This is a genomic window from Sphingobium sp. IP1 (assembly GCF_002708645.1).
Taxonomy (GTDB): domain Bacteria; phylum Pseudomonadota; class Alphaproteobacteria; order Sphingomonadales; family Sphingomonadaceae; genus Sphingobium; species Sphingobium yanoikuyae.
This window is the reverse complement of the sequence record NZ_NOIW01000248.1, coordinates 1-1,459: the sequence shown is the minus strand read 5'-3', so window position 1 is coordinate 1,459 and position 1,459 is coordinate 1. Positions and strand designations below refer to the sequence as shown.

Genomic DNA, 1,459 nt, shown 5'->3' with positions numbered 1-1,459 from the left:
TTCCAGCGACGCGCCGTCGCCATGCGCTTCGAGCAATGATTGACCGAGTGCAGTGAAGCCGTTCAAAGTCGCAGTGGTAGCGCCTCTGGTTTCTACGACCCGCGCGTCATGCAGTTGCTTCGCGTCGCGCCAGGTGCGGCCAACGATCCGGTCATGTGTTTCGATCACCGCATCCGCAGTCGCCGTGGCCCATTCAATGACGCAGACCGCCATGATAGCGCGGCGCCGATCGGCGCCGAGGTCGCGCAGGCCATCGGCGAAGTAGCGTTCGCCCTGCCGGCGTAGCCGGGCGACGCGATGCGGTGGAACACCGGCAAGTATACCATCATTGAGGTTCATCGCGCGCAGGAACTCGAGCCGGTCGAGCAGCCGGTTCGCCGCGGCGGAGTTGTTGCCCGGCTCAATCCGGCGCAGCCAGATGAAGCGGCTGATCGCCCCCGGCAGCATCTCGGTAGTCAGTCGGTCGAGCCCATCACAGGCGACGGGATCGAGACGGGCCGCGATCCGCTTCTCGATCCGACGTTCGGCGGCGACGAGCGCGTCCGCGCACAAACGCTCGATTGTCGTGATCGCCGGCAGGATGGTCATGGTTTCACGGCAGCGGGCAATGAAGCGCCGGGCAAGGTCGTCGTTTGAGCGTGCCTGCTCGGCTTCGGCGAGAAGCCAATCGCGGAAAGCCCTGGCATACGGTCCCCGTCCGGGGAACATTCTGTATCCGTAGATACGGCGCAGCGCCTCCATGTGCTGGTGGCGGGTTTGGCGTCGAACGGCATAGGCCGCGAGCGTCTCGCCAGCGATGCCAAGCTGGGCGCCTAGAAAGGCAGATACAGTGTGGGGGATCAGTTCGCCGGGAGCAAGGGTCCGGCCTGGATATCGCAGCGCGCACAACTGCAGGGCGAACCCGATGCGGTTCTCCGGTCGGCGACGCCGGTCGATATGAATCAGGTCATCGTCTGCCAGAAGATAATGGCGCAGCAGCGCCGCTTCGTCAGTCGGTAGGTCGAGTAGGGCCGAACGCTGTCGGGCGCTGAGGATATGGCGTCTCGGCATGCACGGCTTGTCCCCATTGAACAGAAGTCTGTTTTGGACAACACTGACCCCACGCAAATCAAGGCTTTTCGAGGCCTAATTCCAGAAGGGTTCAATTGGGACAGCGCGCCGCCATCTACGCCAGGGTTTCGACAGCCGACCAGTCGTGCGAACGGCAGCTCCGCGACCTGGCCGGCTTTGCCGAGCGTGGCGGCTATGAAGTGGTCGAGGTCTTCCGCGAAACCGCGTCGGGCATGAAGGCAAACCGTTCGGCGCGGGCTGAGGTGATGAAGCTGGCGCAGGGGCTCTGTTGCAAACATGGGGCACGGCCGCGCGGCGTCACCCAGTTGGGGGATTAGGCAGCATTGGCGAAATGCTTATTGAGCATAATCATGGTTTCGGTCAGGGCCGAGGGTCCAATTCCGAATGC

General features: G+C 63.4%; 1 protein-coding gene and 1 pseudogene. One reads left to right on the top strand and one right to left on the bottom strand.

Annotated features, from left to right (window positions below; all coding sequences use genetic code 11):
- Positions 1-1,050: DUF4158 domain-containing protein (locus CG471_RS29780; RefSeq protein WP_143560324.1), on the bottom strand; the 1,050-nt coding region annotated here is incomplete at its 3' end.
- A gap of 95 nt (positions 1,051-1,145) precedes the next feature.
- Between CG471_RS29780 and CG471_RS29775 the strand changes: the two are divergent.
- Positions 1,146-1,331 (top strand): annotated as a pseudogene (locus CG471_RS29775) (recombinase family protein); the annotation flags it as partial.
- Between the last annotated feature and the right edge of the window lie 128 nt (positions 1,332-1,459).